The sequence below is a fragment of the Vibrio sp. 10N.247.310.23 genome, from assembly GCF_041467155.1.
Taxonomy (GTDB): Bacteria; Pseudomonadota; Gammaproteobacteria; order Enterobacterales; family Vibrionaceae; genus Vibrio; species Vibrio crassostreae_C.
The window spans coordinates 204,849-221,993 of the sequence record NZ_JBFSTZ010000004.1 but is presented as its reverse complement, the minus strand read 5'-3'; the positions used below and the strand labels follow the sequence as shown (position 1 = coordinate 221,993).

The window sequence follows — 17,145 nt, the reverse complement described above, 5'->3', positions numbered from 1 at the left end:
ATAGCTCCTGCCTAATTTTTTATGTGTTCTGCCATCATTGGCTGGATATTGCTCAATTGGAACAACGTTCGTAATTGTTCTGGCACGAAACTGAGCATTATATGACAGTTTTGATTTTTTGCATGCTCTAATAAGTGAATTAGCATCACCATTCCTGCTGAATCGACTCGATTTATATGGCTAAGGTCAATTTCAACGCTCGATTCCGTCGTTTGCCACTTTTCCAATATACGCCAGATTGCAGGGACACTGTCTCGGTCTAAATCACCGAACAGTTGATACTCTTTAGAGCTTAGTGCTTGCCATTGAGAATGGCTCATTATTTGTTACTCTCAAAACGAATCGGTTGTGCGGCTAATTTCTCTAGTTCGTCTGCAACTTGTAAGATGCCTTCTTGACGAATCTTAGTATTCCACTCCGATTGCTTGCTCGACAACAAGCTAATACCTTCGGCAACCATATCAAATGCTTTCCACTCGCCAGATTTCTTGTCTTTGCGAAGCTTAAATTCAAGCTTAATGTTTGGTCGCGGCGTATCGATGATGTCGACCTTGATACTGGTAATGCGGCTATCCGCTTTGATTTTTGGTTCTGGACCAAATTCAATCGTCTGATCTGTGTATTGAGTCAGCACTTGGGCATAAGAAGAAACAAGGTATTTACGGAATGAATCGATAAACACGCCCACGTCTTTTCTATCCGCGCCTTTCAAGTTTGGTCCAAGTAACTTAAGAGCTGCATATTGTGCATTCACATAAGGCATCAACTCTTCTTCCACGATGACCTTCAATAACTCTGGATCTTGGTGGATGTTGTCTTGTTCACTCTTCAAACGCTCAAATGCCACTTCGGCAACTTGAGTCATCATCTGGTAAGGCTGAGTACGGTCAATCGATTCTGCAGCAAAGGCTTGGGTAGAAATAAGCAACGCCATTGCCGCCATAAACATTGATTTCAAGTAACCAATAGCTTTTAAATAACTAATAGTTTTCAACATTATCTTATTCCTTAGCTTCGCTGTCATTAGAACCACCAACGCTATACAGCACTTGGCCAATCAAATCTTCTAGTACCAATGCTGACTTAGTGTCTTCAATTGAATCACCATCGACCAACATCTCTTCATCATCAAAAATGAAGCCTGGAACCAGACTAATGTACTGCTCACCAATTAAGCCAGATGTTAAAATTTGAGCACTAGAGGTATCTGGAAATTGTGAGTACTTCCCGTCAATAGACAGTTCAACGACAGGAAGGTAGCTCTCGGTATCAAGCTCAATGCTTTTAACTCGTCCAACAACGACGCCACCCACTTTCACTGGAGAACGAACTTTTAGGCTGCCAATGTTGTCAAAGGTCGCTTTTAGATTGTAAGTATGGTTCGAACCTATGCCTTTTACGTCAGCGACTTGAAAGATCATGATTAAGATTGCGCAAATTCCGGCAATAACAAAGGTGCCGACCCATAATTCTAATTTTCGAGTTTGTTGCATGATTAATTCCCAAACATCAATGCGGTAAGAACAAAATCTAGCCCTAGTACCGCTAGAGAAGAGTGCACTACAGTGCGTGTGGTTGCCTGACTGATACCTTCTGAAGTCGGTACTGCGTCATAACCATTGAAAAGTGCGATCCAAGTTACGGTGATAGCGAAGACCATGCATTTGATCATGCTGTTACCAATATCTCGGCCAAGTTCTACTGAAGACTGCATCGCAGACCAGAAACTGCCGTGATCAATGCCTTTCCAATCAACACCAACCAGTTGACCGCCCCAAATACCTACCGCCATAAAAATCATAGCAAGCAATGGCATTGAGATAAGCCCGGCCCAAAGACGTGGTGCAATAATGCGTTTAAGAGGGTCAACGGCCATCATCTCAAGGCTTGAGATCTGCTCTGTTGCCTTCATTAACCCAATCTCTGCCGTGAGTGCTGAACCGGCTCGACCTGCAAATAATAACGCAGTCACCACAGGCCCCAACTCACGCAACAGTGAAAGCGCGACCATTTGACCAAGGTTTCCCTCAGCGCCGTAGTCAATTAACACGACATAGCCCTGCAGGCTGAGCACCATGCCGATAAACAGACCCGAAACTAAAATAATAGCCAATGACTGAACGCCAACGCTATAAAGTTGTTTTACTAATAAGGGGAAGTTTTTTAGTCGCGGGATGCCAAACAAAGCCCCAAATAACATCAGGCTTGCTCGACCAAATGACTCACAGCTCGCAAGTGTACGCTTACCGACACCCGCAATAGTTTTAACAATCATATTAAAACAAATCCTTTTCTAAGCTCTTCGCAGGGAATCTAAATGGTACTGGACCATCGGCTTCGCCTTGCAAAAATTGCTGCACTCTCGGATCGCTATTGTTGTACAACTCATCAGGTGTTCCAGCGGCAATAATCTTGCTATCTGCCATGAGGTAAACCCAATCAGCAATACTCATCACCTCTGGCACATCGTGAGAAACAACAATCGAGGTTAAGCCCAAGGCTTGATTGAGATTTCGTATCAATTCAACCAATACGCCCATGGTGATGGGATCTTGGCCAACAAACGGCTCATCGTACATGATAAGTTCTGGATCCAGTGCGATTGCGCGCGCCAGTGCGGCACGCCTAGCCATTCCGCCAGACAACTCACTCGGCATCAATTGCGCAGCACCACGTAATCCTACCGCTTCAAGCTTAAGTAATACGATGGTACGAATGAATTTTTCATTAAGTTCAGTGTGCTCTCGCAGCGGAAACGCCACATTATCAAAGACATTGAGATCCGTAAAAAGCGCACCCGATTGGAATAGCATGCTCATTTTCTTACGTGCTTGATATAGCTTTCGACGTGATAATGCAGGGATATTGTCACCATCAAACCAAACTTCGCCTTCATCTGGCGGCAGTTGCCCACCGATCAAACGCAGTAAAGTCGTTTTGCCGATCCCAGACGGCCCCATGATGGCGGTTATCTTGCCTTGAGGCACCTCTAAACTGATGTCATCAAAGATAACGCGGTCACCGCGTGAGAAGCTGAGGTTCTTAACTTTCACAAGCTCAGTGTTCAACATATTTTTGTTGTTTCCTTGCTTTAAAAAACGCCAATTATGGCTGCAATAATAATGAGTCTACTTTAGAATTAAAAGCACTGTTCAATTAATTCATATTAAACAGGAATCTATGCAGGGATTTGAAAGCATTAGGAAATTATCTATTGATCTCTCTTTCTTGCCTGCTAACTGGTAATTAATTTGCCGAGTGACTTCCCTTTTATCTAGCAACAGGTCAAAATTAGCGGTTAATTCTCCGTTTTTATTAATTTTTTAGGAATCATCATGCTTGAAGCGATTGCGTTTCTTATTATCGGTCTAGGTTTTTTGGTGTGGAGTGCAGATAAGCTGGTTTACGGTGCCGCTGCTCTTGCTCGCAACTTCGGTATTTCACCACTAGTTATCGGTATGACGATCTTAGCAATGGGGTCTTCGGCTCCTGAAATGATGGTTTCTGCGACAGCAGCCCTTGATGGCAAAACAGATACAGCTGTAGGCAACGTACTGGGCTCTAACATCGCCAACATCGCGCTGATTTTAGGTATTACAGCCCTTATCAAGCCGTTATCGATTAGCTCAGGCGTGATTCGTCGTGAACTACCATTAATGATCGGTGTCACTCTGCTAGCGGGCGCCCTATTGTGGGATAACCATTTAGGCTTCTATGAAGGCGTGTTGTTGTTTGTTCTTTTTGCCGCGTTTTTGTTTGCTATGTTGCAAATCAGCCGCAGCGAGAAAAAGAACGGCGATGCTTTCCTTGATGAGCAAGAATCAGAGATCCCTGAAGGCGTAAGTAACCCTAAGGCTGCAATGTGGGTCGTGATTGGTCTAATCGTCCTACCTTTAGCTGCTGATATGCTGGTAGATAACGCTGTGATCATCGCGAAGTTCTTCGGCATGAGCGACCTTGTCATTGGTTTAACCATCATTGCTGTTGGTACTAGCCTTCCTGAACTTGCAGCATCACTAGCCGGCGTTATGAAGGGTGAAGATGATATGGCTGTAGGTAATATCATTGGTTCAAACGTATTCAACATCCTTGCTGTTATGGGTATCCCGGGCATCCTAAACCCTTCGATCTTGAGCGAGTTCGCTATGGGTCGTGACTTCTGGGTAATGCTAGGCGTATCGCTACTACTTGTTGTGATGGCACTAGGAAAATCTCGTAGTGTGAATCGTATTGAAGGCGGCGTGTTAATTGTGACGTTCGTGGCCTACCAAAGTTACCTATTAATGAACATGTCGGCTTAATTGTTGATTTAACTTCCCGTACTTGGAGTATTTGATGTCTCAGCCATTTGATTACCGCAGCGTTGCAAAACAAGTTTTGGAAACCGAAGTTGCAGGTCTCACTCAATTAGACCAATATTTTAATGATGATTTTTGTAAAGCTTGCGACCTTATCCTGAACAACAAAGGCAAAGTCGTTGTGATGGGCATGGGTAAATCAGGCCACATTGGCAACAAAATCGCAGCAACATTGGCAAGTACCGGGACATCGGCTTTCTTTGTTCACCCAGGCGAAGCGGCGCATGGCGACTTAGGCATGATCGAACCTGGTGATATTGTGATTGCAATATCCAACTCCGGCGAATCGGGAGAAATCCTCAGCCTATTTCCTGTGTTAAAGCGTCTGAGCATCAAGATCATCAGCATGACAGGCAAGCCAGCATCAAACATGGCAACCCTGTCTGATATCCATTTACAAATTTCAGTACCGGAAGAAGCTTGTCCGCTGGGCTTAGCACCAACAACAAGCACCACGGCGACTTTGGTCATGGGTGATGCATTAGCCGTTGCACTTTTGCAGGCTCGAGGCTTCACCGCTCAAGACTTTGCCCTGTCTCATCCTGGTGGCGCTTTAGGTCGTCAGTTGCTGTTGAAGCTCGACGACATCATGCACACAGGCGATTCACTTCCTGTTGTAGCACCCGACGCACTAGTAAGAGACGCTCTACTAGAGATATCTCAGAAAGGCTTAGGCATGACAGCAATCGTTGGTGAAGATGGCCAAATGGCCGGTATTTTTACCGATGGTGATTTACGCCGTATCTTAGACAAACGCGTTGATATCCATAACACGCAGATCGGTGATGTGATGACGCTAAACCCGACGGTAGCCGAGCCAAACATGCTCGCGGTTGAGGGCTTAAACTTGATGCAAGCGAAGAGCATCAATGGCCTGATGTTATGCCAAGAAGGTAAATTAGTCGGAGCGTTAAACATGCATGACTTACTGAAAGCAGGAGTAATGTAATGACACAGACAGTCGAAACTCTATACGGCACTGTTAATTCAGATGTATTTGCAATTGCAAAAGAGATCAAACTGCTGATTTGCGATGTCGATGGTGTCTTCTCTGATGGTCGCATCTACATGGGCAACAACGGTGAAGAGCTGAAAACCTTCCACACTCGTGACGGTTACGGTATCAAATCACTGATGAACGCAGGCATTGAAATCGCGATCATCACGGGTCGCAAATCTCAAATTGTTGAGAATCGTATGACCGCTCTAGGCATTAAGCTGATTTATCAAGGTCAAGACGATAAAGTTAAGGCATACCAAGATATTTGCGATAAGCTTTCTGTAAACCCTGAAAATACAGGTTACATCGGAGACGATCTGATTGACTGGCCTGTAATGGAAAAAGTTGGCTTGAAGGTCTGTGTGGCAGATGGGCACCCGCTACTTGCAAAGCGTGCAAACTACGTGACAACCATTAACGGTGGTCATGGCGCGGTACGTGAAGTCTGTGACCTTATTTTACAAGCAAGAAATGAACTCGACGTGCATAAAGGTTTAAGCATATGAGTTTTACTCGTATTATCTATTTAATACTCATATTTATTGCCTCTTGGTCGACCTATTACTTGTACGACAAAGAGCAAACATCAACGATACAAGTGGCTCCAAATTTGGAGCTGCCCGCGTTTAGTGGCAAAAGCCTGAACAACATTAGCTACGACGAAAGCGGTATTCGCAGCTATCAGGTTGAATCGACGTATTTAGAACACTACTCAGTAGTTGGCGATACGCACTTTCAAAACCCAGTTCTTTCGGTATTCCGTGAAGGGCACACGATTGAATGGCAAGTCACCGCTGATCGCGCGATTATGGATGAGAATCAAGTTGTCACGTTTTATGACAACGTCGTGGCAAAGAACCTGTTGCCAGAAGCCAGCTTCGATACAATGACCACAGATAAAATGGTTGTTGAGCTGCCTAGCCGAGATTTTTATTCAGAGACTCCGGTCCATATGATCGGTACATTTTTTGAAACTGAGGGACAAGCAATGAAAGGTAACTTCGGTACCAACAATGCAACCCTCTTTAATTCTGTTCAAGGTAGATATGAAACTCTTACACCTTAGTTTATTCGCTTTGACCCTTGCGGCACCTAATGTCTATGCTCTGTCTTCGGATAGTGAGCAACCTGTCTACATTGACTCAGACAGCCAGCAATTGGATATGAAAAGTAACCAAGTGACTTTCCTTGGTGATGTGAACCTTAAACAAGGCAGCATCAATATCAATGCCGATAAGGTTATTGTTACTCGTAACGCCGTAAACGGTGAGATTGAAGAAATTCAAGGCTTCGGTAAGCCAGCAACCTTCTCTCAGCTTACTGACGACGGTAAGACACTCTACGGTGAAGCTGACGACCTGCACTACCAGCTTGTTGCCGACCGACTGATCATGACTAAGAATGCGATGTTATCTCAAGATGGCAGCATCATTCGCGGTTCTAAGATCACTTACCAGATCGGTTCTCAGAAATTAGTCGCTGACAGTGGTGAAAACAAACGAGTGTCAACGGTTTTACAACCAACGGAAGTGAATAAGTAACGATGGCTGTTCTTAAAGCAAAAAACCTAGCGAAAACCTACAGTAAACGTAAGGTTGTTACCGATGTAAGCTTACAGGTAGAGTCAGGCCAGATCGTCGGTCTGCTTGGGCCTAACGGTGCAGGTAAAACCACATCTTTCTATATGATTGTTGGTTTGGTGGCGCGTGATGAAGGTACCATCAGCATTGATGACCGAGACATCAGTATCTTACCAATGCACAGCCGCTCTCGTCTTGGTATCGGTTACCTGCCTCAAGAAGCATCGATTTTCCGTAAGTTGTCCGTAGAGAACAACATCATGGCGGTTTTACAAACCCGTGATGAAATGACCAACGAACAACGCCAAGATAAGCTGGAAGACCTGCTAGAAGAGTTCCACATCCAACATATCCGCACCAGCAATGGTATGGCTCTGTCGGGTGGTGAGCGTCGTCGTGTAGAGATTGCTCGTGCACTAGCAGCAAACCCGCAGTTCATTCTATTGGATGAACCATTCGCCGGTGTTGACCCGATCTCAGTAATCGATATCAAAAAAATCATTGTTCACCTGCGTGATCGCGGCTTGGGCGTTTTGATTACCGACCACAACGTTCGTGAAACATTAGACGTGTGTGAAAAAGCTTACATCGTAAGCCAAGGACACCTGATCGCTGAGGGTACTCCTGAAGATGTTCTCAATAACGAACAAGTTAAACAAGTTTATCTAGGCGAACAATTCCGTCTATGATTATATAGAGAGTATCGAGAGTTCTAAGAATAATAACTAGGTAAGTCACACTGAATGAAACCCTCATTACAACTTAAGCTAGGCCAACAGTTAGCAATGACTCCTCAATTGCAGCAAGCGATTCGTTTGTTGCAATTGTCTACTTTAGATTTGCAGCAAGAGATTCAAGAAGCACTTGAATCTAACCCACTACTCGATGTCGAAGAAGGCAATGAAGATACGCCAACATCGGAAGAAAAACCTAGCAGTGACGAAAAAGAAACTGTTGAAGCCACAGAGCAAGACTTACCTGATAGCTCAGACTTAATCGAAAAATCAGAGATTGGCAACGAACTAGAAATCGACACAACTTGGGAAGACGTCTACAGCGCGAACACCGGTAACACGGGTATTGCGATTGATGACGACATGCCGGTTTATCAAGGCGAAACCACTCAAAGCCTGCACGATTACCTACTTTGGCAACTCGACTTAACGCCATTCACTGACACCGACCGAAGCATCGCTTTTGCATTAATCGATGCCATCGACGACTACGGCTACCTCACTGTAACTTGTGAAGACATCCTTGAAAACTTCGACAATGAAGAGATCGAGCTTGATGAAATTGAAGCGGTACGTAAACGAATTCAGCAGTTTGATCCGCTAGGTGTCGGTTCAGTCAACCTGCAAGATTGCTTGTTACTGCAACTGGCAACCTTTCCCCAAGATACGCCTTGGCTTAACGAAGCTAAGTTAGTACTTACTAGCCATATCGACCAACTCGGCAATCGCGATTACAAACTGGTTATCAAAGAGACCAAGTTGAAAGAAGCAGAACTACGTGAAGTTTTGCAACTGATTCAACAGCTGGACCCTCGTCCTGGCAGTAAGATTACTCCGGATGAAACTGAGTATGTGGTTCCAGATGTATCTGTCTTCAAAGACCTTGGCAAATGGTTAGTGACCATTAACCCTGATAGCGTGCCTAAGTTGAAAGTGAATCAGCAGTACGCTGATCTGGGCAGTAAAGGCAACAGCGCCGACAATCAATACATCCGCTCAAATTTGCAAGAAGCAAAGTGGTTAATTAAAAGCCTAGAGAGCCGAAATGAGACGCTACTCAAAGTTGCGCGATGCATTGTTGAACATCAGCGTGATTTCTTCGAACATGGCGAAGAAGCGATGAAGCCAATGGTTCTTAATGATGTTGCGTTAGCTGTTGATATGCACGAATCCACGATCTCTCGTGTGACGACTCAAAAATTCATGCATACGCCACGTGGCATCTTCGAGCTCAAATACTTTTTCTCAAGCCATGTCAGCACTGACAATGGCGGTGAATGTTCATCTACAGCAATTCGCGCACTCATCAAGAAGCTTGTCGCAGCGGAAAATACCGCGAAGCCTCTAAGTGATAGTAAGATTGCTGCTTTACTGGCTGACCAAGGAATTCAGGTAGCTAGACGTACCATAGCGAAATACCGTGAGTCTCTGGGCATTGCCCCATCGAGTCAGCGTAAACGCCTGCTATAAGCTCATTTAGTCGCTAGTTACTTAGCAACTATGATCAGGCAACCAACTGAAAAGGAAAGTCTATGCAAATCAATATTCAAGGCCATCACGTTGATCTTACCGATTCAATGCAAGACTATGTTCACACCAAATTCGACAAACTTGAGCGCTTCTTTGATCATATCAATAGCGTTCAGGTTGTTTTAAAAGTTGAGAAAATCAATCAAATCGCAGAAGCTACCCTGCATATAAATCAGGGGGAAATCCATGCGACAGCAACAGATGAAAGCATGTATGCCGCGATTGATTCATTGGTTGATAAACTCGTCCGCCAACTCAACAAGCACAAAGAAAAGCTAAGTAGTCACTAACATGCAATTAAGCGAAGTACTTTCATTGGACTGCACCAAAAGTGCAGTCCAATGCACAAGCAAAAAAAGAGCCCTTGAGCTCATCAGCCAGATAGCAGCTGAGAGCTGCGGTCAAGATTCAACAGAGCTATTTGAGTGTATGTTGAGCCGTGAGAAGATGGGCAGTACCGGTATTGGTAATGGTATCGCGATTCCCCATGCTCGTATGAATGTCAGTGATAAAGCGATAGCTGTATTACTGCAATGCCAAGATCCTATCGAATTTGATGCGATTGATAATCGTCCTGTCGACCTACTATTTGCCCTGCTTGTTCCTAGCGAACAATGCAAAGAGCATCTAAAAACCCTTTCTTGTATGGCAGAACGACTAAACGACAAGCAGACTCTTAAACAGCTGCGTAATGCTCAGAGCGATCAAGAGCTTTACGACATCATGATTCAAGTGCCAACTTGCGAGCAATAACATGCGATTAATCGTGGTTAGTGGCCAATCAGGGGCCGGTAAAAGTGTTGCGTTACGAGTCCTAGAAGACTTGGGGTATTACTGTGTCGATAATCTACCAGTAAACCTGCTCAACAACTTTGTCGAATCGGTACGCGAAAGCAACCAAAACGTTGCGGTAAGTATTGATATACGTAACCTACCGAAAGAGCCTCAGTTAGTCACCGACACGCTCGAGCAACTCGAGTCAGCTACAAACATCGATGTTGATGTATTGTTCCTCGATGCCAGCAAGCAGACACTCCTTAAGCGCTACAGCGAAACCCGCAGAATCCACCCTTTATCAATTGGCCAAGAAAAGCTATCTCTTGAGCAAGCGATTGATTTAGAGAAGACACTTCTGACACCTCTCGCAGAGCACGCCAGCATTGTGATCGACAGCAGTGACTGCAACCTCTACGAATTGAGTGAAAAGGTTCGATTTAAAGTTGAAGGCAAAGAGAAGCAAGAGCTGATCATCGTCTTTCAATCTTTCGGTTTTAAGTATGGCTTGCCAAGTGATGCCGACTACGTGTTTGATGTTCGCTTTTTGCCGAACCCTCACTGGGAACCTGCACTACGACCACTAACCGGGCTAGATGCACCAATTCACTCCTTTCTAGAAGAACACTCAGAAGTTCTGGAACTCAAGCAACAGATCCAAGGCTTTGTTGAACAGTGGTTACCAATGTTAGAGAAGAACAATCGCAGTTACCTAACGGTCGCGATTGGCTGTACTGGCGGCAAACACCGCTCGGTTTATCTAACCCAGAAAATTGGTGAGTACTTTGAGCAACTTGGCCATCAAGTTCAAATCAGACACGCCTCCCTAGAGAAGCACCAACAGGGCTAACCATGGAATTAACTCGAACTGTACTGATCCAAAATCGCTTGGGTCTTCACGCTAGAGCAGCCGTAAAGTTGGTTGAGCTTGCACAAAGCTTTGATGCAACCATCACTATCCATAGCGAAGAAGATAAAACAGCAACAGCAGACAGCGTAATGGGGTTACTTATGCTGGAATCAGCGCAAGGGCAACATATTACGATTCAAGCTGCAGGTACCGATTCACAGCAAGCACTGGATGCCGTCTGTCATCTCATTGAAGACAAGTTTGATGAGGGTGAGTAGCGAAAACGCTTCACTCACAACGCCTAAGACTCAAACAACGAACCAACCAATATTAAATCTTAGTTCTATCTAAGTTTATGATTTAAATAAGCCCCAGAATTAAGTTACTATTCCAACCATTGTTAGAATAATGAGATAGGAGGAAAATATGGCAGAGCAATTAGAATTCGACCAAGCTCACCAAACCCTCCAAGAAGTCAGCGAAGCCCTAGAAAACGGCCGATTTGTTCACGTACGCCGACAACTTCAGGACATGGAGCCTGAAGATATTGCACACCTTTTAGAAGCCTCCCCTCGCAAAAGTCGTGACGTACTCTGGCAACTCACCGATCCTGAAGACTACGGTGAAATTCTTGATGAACTAAACGAAGACGTCAAAGATGCTCTTGTGTCGAAAATGGCACCTGAGACCTTGGCAGAAGCAACCGAAGGTATGGAAACCGATGACGTCGCGTACGTACTTCGAAGCCTACCCGACGATGTTTCTCGCGAAGTCCTTTCTCAAATGGACTCCGTCGATCGTGCATTAGTTGAAACTGCCCTGTCGTACCCTGAAGATTCAGCGGGTGCGATCATGAACACCGACGTAATCACGATTCGTGGTGATGTCGATGTTGACGTTGTATTGCGCTACATGCGTATGCGTGGCGAACTGCCGGATGCAACTGATGCTCTGTATGTTATTGATGAAGAAGAACGTCTTATCGGTAACCTATCACTTACCACGCTAGTAACGACTCAACCTGATGTCCCTGTTTCAGAAGTGATGGATGATGCCGACGAAGCGATCGCGGTAGAAACCAGTGCGTCAGATATCGCGAGCCTGTTTGAACGTCGTAACTGGGTTTCTGCGCCTGTCATCGATAGTAACCAGCACCTTGTTGGTCGTATCACCATCGATGACGTGGTTGATGTTATCCGTGAAGATGCCGAACACTCAATGATGAGTATGGCGGGTATGGACGATGACGAAGATACCTTCGCACCGGTCGTAAAATCTGCTCGTCGTCGTAGTGTGTGGCTTGGTGCTAACGTACTCGCAGCACTGGCGGCAGCATCTGTATCAAACATGTTTGAAGCAACGCTCGATCAAATGGCAGCGATTGCGGTTCTGATGACTATCGTGCCTTCGATGGGGGGTGTTGCGGGTAACCAAACCGTTGCTCTGGTGATTCGTGGTTTGGCACTCGGTCATATCGGTGACAGTAACAAACGCGAACTGCTACTCAAAGAGGCAGCCATCGGCTTCCTAAACGGCGTTCTATGGGCCGTTATCATTGGTGGTATCGTGGTGGCTTGGAAAGGTAACTGGATACTGGGAGGCATCATCTCAGCGGCGATGATGACCAACTTGATTGTCGCAGGTATTGCTGGTGTAACTATCCCAGTGATGTTGAAGAAGATGAATATCGATCCAGCCCTTGCTGGCGGTATGGCACTGACCACAGTAACCGATGTTATTGGCCTATCGGTGTTCCTAGGCTTAGCGACCATACTGATCTAGTTAGCATAAGCAGTTAGCCAATTTTTGGCGAAATACAGAAAACAAAAAGGGAGCCACGGCTCCCTTTTTTAATTCATCAGATTCGCTTTAATTGAATTACTCACCCGCGACTTTCATCGACTCAAGCAGGATAGAACCCGTTTGAATTTGCGAACGTGTTTCTACGTCGTTACCCACAGCAACAATCTGAGTAAACATGTCTTTTAGGTTACCTGCGATTGTTACTTCTGATACTGGGTATTGGATCTCTCCGTTTTCAACCCAGAAACCTGCAGCGCCACGTGAATAATCACCCGTTACGGTGTTTACGCCTTGGCCCATCACTTCAGTGACTAGGAAGCCAGTACCCAACTCTTTTAGCATCTGCTCAAAGTTTTGACCGGTCGATTTAACGAACCAGTTATGAATACCACCAGCATGACCGGTTGGCGTCATATCCATCTTACGTGCGGCATAGCTCGTTAGTAGGTAAGTTGCTAGCACACCGTCAGTGATGATTTCACGATCTTGAGTGAACACACCTTCGCTATCGAATGGGCTTGAAGCCAAACCACGCAAGATATGTGGTCGCTCAGAAATGTTAAACCAGTCAGGTAGGATTTTCTGACCGAGATGATCCAATAGGAATGACGACTTGCGGTAAAGGTTACCGCCACTGATCGCCATAACAAGGTGACCAATCAAGCCAGTTGCCACATCATTAGCGAACATAATTGGGTACTGGCCTGTTGGTAGCTTTTTCGCATCCAAACGGCTAATGGTCTTTTCTGCAGCTTCTTGACCTACACGCTCAGGCGTCCACAGCTCGTCACGGTGACGTGCAACGGTGTAGCTGTAGTCACGTTCCATTTCACCGTTAGCGCCTTGCCCAATCACGCAGCAGCTCGTGCTATGGCGACTTGAAGCGTAGCTTGCTAGTAAGCCATGGCTGTTACCATAAACCTTAACGCCATAGTGGCTATCGTAGCTTGCGCCATCACTCTGTTTGATCTTGTCGCTATAAGCTAACGCTTGCTTCTCAGCAGCAATCGCAATCTCAGCGGCATAGTCAGGGTTTGGTTCATCAGGGTGAAAAAGATCCAAGTCTGGAATTTCTTTTACCATGTATTCTTTTGCTGCAGGACCTGCAAATGGGTCTTCAGACGTGTACTGAGCGATATCAAGCGCAGCCGCGACTGTTTGAGCAATAGCCTTTTCACTCAGATCAGATGTAGATGCGCTGCCTTTTTTCTGGCCGCGATAAACAGTAATACCTAGCGCACCATCACTATTAAATTCAACGTTTTCCACTTCACACATACGTGTTGAAACACTTAAACCCGTTGACTTAGTAATAGCGACCTCAGCTGCGTCTGCACTCACTGATGCCATATCCAACGCTTTAGCTACTGCGGCTTCTAGCTCAACTCTTTGCTGGGCGACTTGCTGTTTTACATCCATATCTATTCTAATTTTTTAGGTCAATATTACGTAGGATAACAAGAATTTCGCTTTCTCCCCAAGATTCTTGCTAAAATAGGCAATATATTCGTTTGAGATAGTGACATAGGCAGAAAAGATGGCTCGCAAAAACCAAAAAGCCCCATGGGAACCAGAAGAAGAAATCATCTGGGTAAGTAAGACAGAAATGAAAACCGACATGGATGCCCTGCAAAAGCTGGGAGAAGAGCTTGTTGGTCTAAAGCCTTCTGTATTAGACAAATTTCCGCTGTCTGAAGATTTGGCACAAGCGATTAAAGATGCACAACGCTTTAAAAATGAAGCGAAGCGTCGTCAACTTCAATACATTGGTAAAGTAATGCGCAATGTCGATCCTGAGCCAATTCAAGCGGCTTTGGATAAAGTACGTAACAAACACTCACAAGCAACAGCTGAGCTACACAAGCTTGAGCAACTGCGTGATCGTGTTGTTGCTGAAGGTGATGCGGCTATTTCAGAAGTAATGGAAATGTACCCTGAAGCAGACCGTCAGCGTCTTCGTCAGCTAGCTCGCCAAGCTAACAAAGAGAAATCAGCGAACAAGCCTGCAAAGTCTTCTCGTGAGATCTTCCAAATCTTAAAAGAGCTAAAGCTAGAAGACTAATCGTTATCTCGCTTTACTCATAGAGTGAATAAAAGACCTAGCGCATGCTAGGTCTTTTTGTTTTCTACGTACTCAATATCAGAGAGATTAAACAAAAGTGATGAGTCGTCACTCACCCGCTTTAACAAATGAGCTTAATTCTACCTGTGGATGATCCGCCGTCAGTGCCTCTATCGAGTCTTCAACCAACACCTGACCTAGCGCCACAAACACAAACTTATTCGCGATACTGCGTGCGTCACCTAAATGGTGAGTCACCATCAAGACCGTAATATTTCGCTCTGCCGCTAATCGCTTCACTAAGCTAAGCATCTCTTCGCGAAGCAAAGGGTCAAGCGCAGAGAAAGGTTCATCAAGCAGCCAAATGTCATGTGGCTGAACAAAACAACGCGCTAACGCGACACGCTGGCGTTGACCACCGGATAAGTGCTCAGGCAATCTATCCAAATACTCTGCAACACCTACTTGTGCGGCTGCTTGCTCAACTTTGAGCTTTTGGGTTGCAGTAAGCTTTAAACCTGGATGCAGACCTAAACCAATATTTTCTCGCACCGTAAGGTGAGCAAACAGGTTGTGCTCTTGAAACAACATCGCCAACGGACGCTGATGTGCTTCTTTACCAATAAGCGACTGCCCAGCCACTGATATCTCACCCGATGTAGGCTCGATGAAACCAGCAACTAGCGCCAACAGTGTAGACTTACCCGCACCACTCGGCCCCATAAGCGCAACAATATCGCCCTGCTCAGCTTGAAAATCAAAGCTAAACAACTCTCTGTGATAGTGGTAATCCACATCTTTCATCACTAACATCATCGGTTCCTTAATTCTTTAGCATCGAGCTTAGATCTTCGAGTAAATAAGAATTCTATTAAGCTAAAGCTGCCGACACTCAATAACAGTAAGCTCACAGAAACTACCGCCGCCGCTTCCATTTGATAGCTGCCTAACAATTGGAATAGGTACAAAGGCAGAGTTCTAAAATCTTGGCTACCAAACAAAGCAATCGCGCTTAAATCACCCATCGCCAACATAAAGCTGATCGAGAAGGCTTGCGCCATCGGCTTACGCAATGCGCGCCATTCCACGAGCCTGAATCGAGTGAAGCCAGTCATCCCTAAACTCGCACACACATACTGATACTGCTGAGACAGGTGCAGCATAGGTTGAGCCAAGGTTTTAATTACGTAAGGCAGCGCCATTAAACTGTTGACGGCAATCACGACAAAGAAAGCTAAACTGAATACATCGGTGAATGAACGCAGTAATAAGAAGATACCCGTACTGATCACCAGCCCCGGAGTCACTAAGATAATAGTGCCAATCAGCTCGATTTTATCGGCTCGAAAATTCTTGTTCTGTAAACGCCATGCTCGGCTAGTCAGCAGTATGGCGATACCAATACCAACTGCGATAACACTTGCTAATGACGCGACTTTAACCGAGGTCATTAACGCCGCCCAAAACGGCTCGCTGCTGAGTACGGTTAATGCCTGTGAGTTAATTCCACTGACGATAACCATAGCTAATGGCGGCAATACCAGCATTGAGACTATGATGATCCAAAAGCTATCCCAAGCTTTTGACCACCAGCTGTCCTTAACCAAATATTTCTCTTCCGACAGCTGACTGGCCGTCACTGAAATAGGCTTCGATAGGCGTTGAATGCTCACCGCTAGCACACCACACAGCAGCATTTGCCATATCGCGAGCAAGGCACCAGCTTGAAGGTCAAAGTCGAATTTAATCGCCTGATAAATAGCGAGCTCGATAGTGGTTGATTTAGGTCCACCGCCTAGCGCCATCACGGTAGCAAAGCTGGTAAAACACAACATGAAGACTAAGCCACACACATGTGGTAATTGCTGCCTTAAGCGAGGCCATTCAACCCATCTGAATTTGTTCCAATGACTCATACCCAAGTGAGCACAAAGCTTGTGTTGCTCGGCAGGCACGGTATCTAACGCTTGCAGAAGTAAGCGACTGGCATAAGGCAAGTTGAAGAAAACGTGCGCCAGCAAAATACCATTCAATCCGTATATGGAAAATGGCAATTCAATATCGAAGTTCGCCAAAAACTTAGCTAACCAACCACTATTGCCATAGATCGCAAGTAAGCCAAATACACCCACTAACACTGGCAGGACTAAGGTCGACGCGAACAGCCTTAACAACAAAGCGCGTCCAAAAAATTGTCTACGACACAGCGCATGAGCAATAGGTATAGCAAAGCCAACACTCAGCACCGTTGAGAGTGTCGCCTGATAAAAACTGAATTTCGTTACATGCCAATAGTAGGGATCGGACCATACTTGGCTGATATCAAGAGAAGGGGCATTGCTAAGCAATGCCCCAACTGCTGAAACCACGAAGGCGGTAATGAGTATCGCTACCCAAATCCCAACCTTAGGTGTTTTCTTTATCATAGATTGATTTTTTACCGTAAATGATTCG

The 17,145-nt window shown here is 45.3% G+C and carries 21 protein-coding genes; 13 read left to right on the top strand and 8 right to left on the bottom strand.

All coding sequences use genetic code 11. The features are described from left to right. Positions 1-11: 11 nt before the first annotated feature. From AB6D93_RS04860 to mlaF, 5 genes are read right to left on the bottom strand one after another with little or no spacing between them, the layout of a single operon-like run. Positions 12-320: a lipid asymmetry maintenance protein MlaB gene (locus AB6D93_RS04860; RefSeq protein WP_017058923.1), complete on the bottom strand. Its 309-nt coding sequence runs from the start codon at positions 318-320 to the stop codon at positions 12-14. Beyond that, positions 320-949 carry a phospholipid-binding protein MlaC gene (locus tag AB6D93_RS04855; RefSeq protein WP_120459707.1) on the bottom strand — a complete coding sequence of 210 codons (630 nt, stop codon included), beginning with the start codon at positions 947-949 and terminating at the stop codon, positions 320-322. The genes AB6D93_RS04860 and AB6D93_RS04855 overlap by 1 nt, the downstream gene beginning before the upstream one ends. 52 nt (positions 950-1,001) lie before the next feature. After that, on the bottom strand, positions 1,002-1,493 hold the full coding sequence (gene mlaD, locus AB6D93_RS04850; protein WP_017058921.1) for an outer membrane lipid asymmetry maintenance protein MlaD: 492 nt from the start codon (positions 1,491-1,493) through the stop codon (positions 1,002-1,004). Positions 1,494-1,495: 2 nt separating this feature from the next. Beyond that, a complete protein-coding gene (gene mlaE, locus AB6D93_RS04845; protein WP_017058920.1) occupies positions 1,496-2,275 on the bottom strand; it encodes a lipid asymmetry maintenance ABC transporter permease subunit MlaE in 780 nt (259 codons plus the stop codon). Between the two features lies 1 nt (position 2,276). After that, entirely contained in the window at positions 2,277-3,071 is a 795-nt protein-coding gene (gene mlaF / locus AB6D93_RS04840) for a phospholipid ABC transporter ATP-binding protein MlaF (RefSeq protein WP_017058919.1), read from the bottom strand. 264 nt (positions 3,072-3,335) lie between these two features. Here mlaF and AB6D93_RS04835 point away from each other — a divergent pair, with 264 nt between their 5' ends. From AB6D93_RS04835 to mgtE, 12 genes are all read left to right on the top strand, one after another. Beyond that, on the top strand, positions 3,336-4,301 hold the full coding sequence (locus AB6D93_RS04835; RefSeq protein WP_017063737.1) for a calcium/sodium antiporter: 966 nt from the start codon (positions 3,336-3,338) through the stop codon (positions 4,299-4,301). A 34-nt stretch (positions 4,302-4,335) separates the two neighbouring features. Further along, the gene (gene kdsD / locus AB6D93_RS04830) at positions 4,336-5,307 is read left to right on the top strand and encodes an arabinose-5-phosphate isomerase KdsD (RefSeq protein ID WP_017058917.1); all 972 of its coding nucleotides are present in this window, start codon (positions 4,336-4,338) and stop codon (positions 5,305-5,307) included. Next, a complete protein-coding gene (kdsC, locus tag AB6D93_RS04825) occupies positions 5,307-5,864 on the top strand; it encodes a 3-deoxy-manno-octulosonate-8-phosphatase KdsC (RefSeq protein ID WP_017058916.1) in 558 nt (185 codons plus the stop codon). The genes kdsD and kdsC overlap by 1 nt, the downstream gene beginning before the upstream one ends. Next, on the top strand, positions 5,861-6,424 hold the full coding sequence (gene lptC, locus AB6D93_RS04820) for an LPS export ABC transporter periplasmic protein LptC (protein ID WP_004735306.1): 564 nt from the start codon (positions 5,861-5,863) through the stop codon (positions 6,422-6,424). The genes kdsC and lptC overlap by 4 nt, the downstream gene beginning before the upstream one ends. Continuing rightward, positions 6,405-6,899 (top strand): lipopolysaccharide transport periplasmic protein LptA, encoded by a 495-nt coding sequence (gene lptA, locus AB6D93_RS04815; protein WP_017058914.1) that lies wholly within the window; start codon positions 6,405-6,407, stop codon positions 6,897-6,899. The genes lptC and lptA overlap by 20 nt, the downstream gene beginning before the upstream one ends. 2 nt (positions 6,900-6,901) lie before the next feature. Next, complete coding sequence (lptB, locus tag AB6D93_RS04810) at positions 6,902-7,627, top strand: LPS export ABC transporter ATP-binding protein (protein WP_004735304.1); 726 nt, start codon at positions 6,902-6,904, stop codon at positions 7,625-7,627. Positions 7,628-7,681: 54 nt separating this feature from the next. After that, positions 7,682-9,142: an RNA polymerase factor sigma-54 gene (locus tag AB6D93_RS04805; RefSeq protein ID WP_017058913.1), complete on the top strand. Its 1,461-nt coding sequence runs from the start codon at positions 7,682-7,684 to the stop codon at positions 9,140-9,142. 62 nt (positions 9,143-9,204) lie between these two features. Next, a complete protein-coding gene (gene hpf, locus AB6D93_RS04800; protein ID WP_009847742.1) occupies positions 9,205-9,492 on the top strand; it encodes a ribosome hibernation promoting factor in 288 nt (95 codons plus the stop codon). A 1-nt stretch (position 9,493) separates the two neighbouring features. After that, entirely contained in the window at positions 9,494-9,955 is a 462-nt protein-coding gene (gene ptsN / locus AB6D93_RS04795) for a PTS IIA-like nitrogen regulatory protein PtsN (protein WP_004738707.1), read from the top strand. 1 nt (position 9,956) lies between these two features. Continuing rightward, entirely contained in the window at positions 9,957-10,826 is an 870-nt protein-coding gene (rapZ, locus tag AB6D93_RS04790) for an RNase adapter RapZ (RefSeq protein ID WP_017063735.1), read from the top strand. Positions 10,827-10,828: 2 nt separating this feature from the next. After that, positions 10,829-11,104, top strand: coding sequence for an HPr family phosphocarrier protein (locus AB6D93_RS04785; RefSeq protein WP_017066670.1), 276 nt, complete (start codon positions 10,829-10,831; stop codon positions 11,102-11,104). A gap of 148 nt (positions 11,105-11,252) precedes the next feature. After that, positions 11,253-12,608, top strand: a complete 1,356-nt coding sequence (gene mgtE / locus AB6D93_RS04780) for a magnesium transporter (RefSeq protein ID WP_017058911.1) — start codon at positions 11,253-11,255, stop codon at positions 12,606-12,608. A 96-nt stretch (positions 12,609-12,704) separates the two neighbouring features. On the opposite strand, the gene pmbA is transcribed toward mgtE, so the two are convergent. Beyond that, a complete protein-coding gene (gene pmbA, locus AB6D93_RS04775) occupies positions 12,705-14,048 on the bottom strand; it encodes a metalloprotease PmbA (protein WP_017058910.1) in 1,344 nt (447 codons plus the stop codon). Positions 14,049-14,166: 118 nt separating this feature from the next. Between pmbA and yjgA the strand changes: the two genes are divergently transcribed. Next, positions 14,167-14,691 (top strand): ribosome biogenesis factor YjgA, encoded by a 525-nt coding sequence (yjgA, locus tag AB6D93_RS04770; RefSeq protein WP_017058909.1) that lies wholly within the window; start codon positions 14,167-14,169, stop codon positions 14,689-14,691. Positions 14,692-14,799: 108 nt separating this feature from the next. Here yjgA and thiQ read toward each other — a convergent pair whose 3' ends face one another. Then, positions 14,800-15,504 carry a thiamine ABC transporter ATP-binding protein gene (gene thiQ, locus AB6D93_RS04765; protein WP_102333029.1) on the bottom strand — a complete coding sequence of 235 codons (705 nt, stop codon included), beginning with the start codon at positions 15,502-15,504 and terminating at the stop codon, positions 14,800-14,802. Beyond that, positions 15,504-17,117: a thiamine/thiamine pyrophosphate ABC transporter permease ThiP gene (gene thiP / locus AB6D93_RS04760; protein WP_170967441.1), complete on the bottom strand. Its 1,614-nt coding sequence runs from the start codon at positions 17,115-17,117 to the stop codon at positions 15,504-15,506. The genes thiQ and thiP overlap by 1 nt, the downstream gene beginning before the upstream one ends. Positions 17,118-17,145: the final 28 nt, after the last annotated feature.

Coding starts and splice junctions, on each gene's coding strand:
- thiP (WP_170967441.1), bottom strand. CDS start 17,117: ATGATAAAGAAAACACCTAAGGTTGGGATTTGGGTAGCGATACTCATT.
- ptsN (WP_004738707.1), top strand. CDS start 9,494: ATGCAATTAAGCGAAGTACTTTCATTGGACTGCACCAAAAGTGCAGTC.
- AB6D93_RS04835 (WP_017063737.1), top strand. CDS start 3,336: ATGCTTGAAGCGATTGCGTTTCTTATTATCGGTCTAGGTTTTTTGGTG.
- mgtE (WP_017058911.1), top strand. CDS start 11,253: ATGGCAGAGCAATTAGAATTCGACCAAGCTCACCAAACCCTCCAAGAA.
- mlaF (WP_017058919.1), bottom strand. CDS start 3,071: ATGTTGAACACTGAGCTTGTGAAAGTTAAGAACCTCAGCTTCTCACGC.
- thiQ (WP_102333029.1), bottom strand. CDS start 15,504: ATGTTAGTGATGAAAGATGTGGATTACCACTATCACAGAGAGTTGTTT.
- AB6D93_RS04860 (WP_017058923.1), bottom strand. CDS start 320: ATGAGCCATTCTCAATGGCAAGCACTAAGCTCTAAAGAGTATCAACTG.
- kdsD (WP_017058917.1), top strand. CDS start 4,336: ATGTCTCAGCCATTTGATTACCGCAGCGTTGCAAAACAAGTTTTGGAA.
- lptB (WP_004735304.1), top strand. CDS start 6,902: ATGGCTGTTCTTAAAGCAAAAAACCTAGCGAAAACCTACAGTAAACGT.
- AB6D93_RS04785 (WP_017066670.1), top strand. CDS start 10,829: ATGGAATTAACTCGAACTGTACTGATCCAAAATCGCTTGGGTCTTCAC.
- lptA (WP_017058914.1), top strand. CDS start 6,405: ATGAAACTCTTACACCTTAGTTTATTCGCTTTGACCCTTGCGGCACCT.
- yjgA (WP_017058909.1), top strand. CDS start 14,167: ATGGCTCGCAAAAACCAAAAAGCCCCATGGGAACCAGAAGAAGAAATC.
- pmbA (WP_017058910.1), bottom strand. CDS start 14,048: ATGGATGTAAAACAGCAAGTCGCCCAGCAAAGAGTTGAGCTAGAAGCC.
- AB6D93_RS04855 (WP_120459707.1), bottom strand. CDS start 949: ATGTTTATGGCGGCAATGGCGTTGCTTATTTCTACCCAAGCCTTTGCT.
- mlaE (WP_017058920.1), bottom strand. CDS start 2,275: ATGATTGTTAAAACTATTGCGGGTGTCGGTAAGCGTACACTTGCGAGC.
- kdsC (WP_017058916.1), top strand. CDS start 5,307: ATGACACAGACAGTCGAAACTCTATACGGCACTGTTAATTCAGATGTA.
- hpf (WP_009847742.1), top strand. CDS start 9,205: ATGCAAATCAATATTCAAGGCCATCACGTTGATCTTACCGATTCAATG.
- mlaD (WP_017058921.1), bottom strand. CDS start 1,493: ATGCAACAAACTCGAAAATTAGAATTATGGGTCGGCACCTTTGTTATT.
- lptC (WP_004735306.1), top strand. CDS start 5,861: ATGAGTTTTACTCGTATTATCTATTTAATACTCATATTTATTGCCTCT.
- rapZ (WP_017063735.1), top strand. CDS start 9,957: ATGCGATTAATCGTGGTTAGTGGCCAATCAGGGGCCGGTAAAAGTGTT.
- AB6D93_RS04805 (WP_017058913.1), top strand. CDS start 7,682: ATGAAACCCTCATTACAACTTAAGCTAGGCCAACAGTTAGCAATGACT.